Origin of the sequence: Mesorhizobium sp. M7A.F.Ca.US.005.03.2.1 (assembly GCF_003997795.1) — a bacterium.
GTDB lineage: Bacteria > Pseudomonadota > Alphaproteobacteria > Rhizobiales > Rhizobiaceae > Mesorhizobium > Mesorhizobium ciceri.
This window is the reverse complement of sequence record NZ_RZRP01001184.1, coordinates 1-1,464: the sequence shown is the minus strand read 5'-3', so window position 1 is coordinate 1,464 and position 1,464 is coordinate 1. Positions and strand designations below refer to the sequence as shown.

Below are 1,464 nucleotides of genomic sequence, written 5' to 3'. Positions count from 1 at the left end.
CTCGGCCGGCTGGCGCAGGAGGCAGTCGCCTCCCGCGATACGCCGCTTCTGCTCGGCATTATTCTCACCAGCGCCGTCCTGGTCATTGTCATCAACCTTGCCGTCGACATCGCTTATGCCTTCCTCGACCCGCGCGTCGGCGCCAGCGAGGCCGGCGCATGAGTGCCCTCCGCCGCTTTCTGCGCACGCCCGAGGCGGTCGCCGGCGCCATCCTCCTGGCGGCGTTGATCGCCATGGCGCTGTCGGCGTCGCTGCTGTTCCCCGGCGATCCGCAAGCGATTGCCGGGCCGGCGCTGCTGCCGCCGTTCCAGGACTGGTCGCTCCCGCTTGGCACCGATCGGCTTGGCCGCGACGTGCTGGCCGAGCTTTTTCATGGCGCCCGCACATCGCTGGCTGTCGGGATCGCCGCCGCGGCCGCCGCACTTGTCATCGGGGCAGTGGTCGGCACATTGGCCGGCTTTGCCGGCGGCCTCGTCGACGAGGTGCTGATGCGCATCACCGACGCCTTCCAGACCGTGCCGAGCTTCCTGCTGGCACTGGCCTTCGTCAGCGTCGTCGGACCGTCGCTCGGCATCGTCGTGATCGCCATCGCGCTCGGCACCTGGACCGGACCAGCCCGTGTCGCCCGCGCGGAAGTCCTGTCCATTCGCGAACGCGATTATGTCGCCGGCGCCAGGGTCATCGGCATGCACCCGCTGGCGATCGCCTTTCGCGAGGTGCTGCCCAATGCCTTGCCGCCGGTGCTGGCGATGTCGTCGGTGATCGTCGCCGCGGCGATCCTCACCGAGGCGGCCTTGTCGTTCCTCGGCCTGGGCGATCCCAACCGGGTCACCTGGGGCGGCATGATTGCCGAAGGCCGTGCTGTCCTGCGCACCGCGCCCTTCCTGTCGATCGTCCCGGGCATAGCGCTGGTGCTGACCGTGCTCGGCGTCTATCTCGCCGGTGAAGGCATCGTCGAGACGACGGCGGTCAGGAGAGGCCTGTCGTGACCGCGCTGGCTTCGATCCGCGACCTGACGGTGACCTACCGCCGCGACGGCAACGAGGCGACGGCGCTGAAGAGTGTCAGCCTCGGCATAGAGGCTGGCGAGCGCTTGGCCATCATCGGCGAAAGCGGTTCGGGCAAGAGCACGCTGGCGCTGGCGATTGCAGGGCTGTTGCCGGCAAGCACCAAGACTGAAGGAAAGATCGATTGGTTCCTACCGTCGGCGTTGGGCGCCAAGGCACCCCCCTCTGTCCTGCCGGACATGTCCGGCAGGACAGAGGGGGGCCTCGTAGAGCACAGACCGCAAAAGCTCTTCACCAGATCAAGTCACCCTCCCCGCGGCGGCCGCGATATCGGTTTCGTCTTCCAGGACCCATCCGCCAGCCTCGACCCCGTAATGCCAATCGGCAAACAAATCGCCGAAGTCGCCCGCACCCATCTCGGCCTCACCTGGTCCCAGTCCTATGCCAGGGCCAAAAC

3 protein-coding genes are annotated in these 1,464 nt (G+C 67.8%); all 3 read left to right on the top strand.

Annotation, left to right across the window (positions count from 1 at the left end; all coding sequences use genetic code 11):
• Positions 1–162, top strand: a 162-nt coding sequence (locus EN991_RS36030; RefSeq protein WP_127370507.1) for an ABC transporter permease subunit, incomplete at its 5' end; no start/stop codon positions are given.
• Positions 159–989, top strand: coding sequence for an ABC transporter permease (locus EN991_RS36025; protein ID WP_127365902.1), 831 nt, complete (start codon positions 159–161; stop codon positions 987–989). The genes EN991_RS36030 and EN991_RS36025, both read left to right, overlap by 4 nt.
• Positions 986–1,464: ATP-binding cassette domain-containing protein (locus EN991_RS36020; protein WP_127370506.1), on the top strand; the 479-nt coding region annotated here is incomplete at its 3' end. The genes EN991_RS36025 and EN991_RS36020, both read left to right, overlap by 4 nt.

Excerpts from the sequence above, each read along its gene's own strand:
- EN991_RS36025 (WP_127365902.1), top strand. The coding sequence starts at position 159 with ATGAGTGCCCTCCGCCGCTTTCTGCGCACGCCCGAGGCGGTCGCCGGC.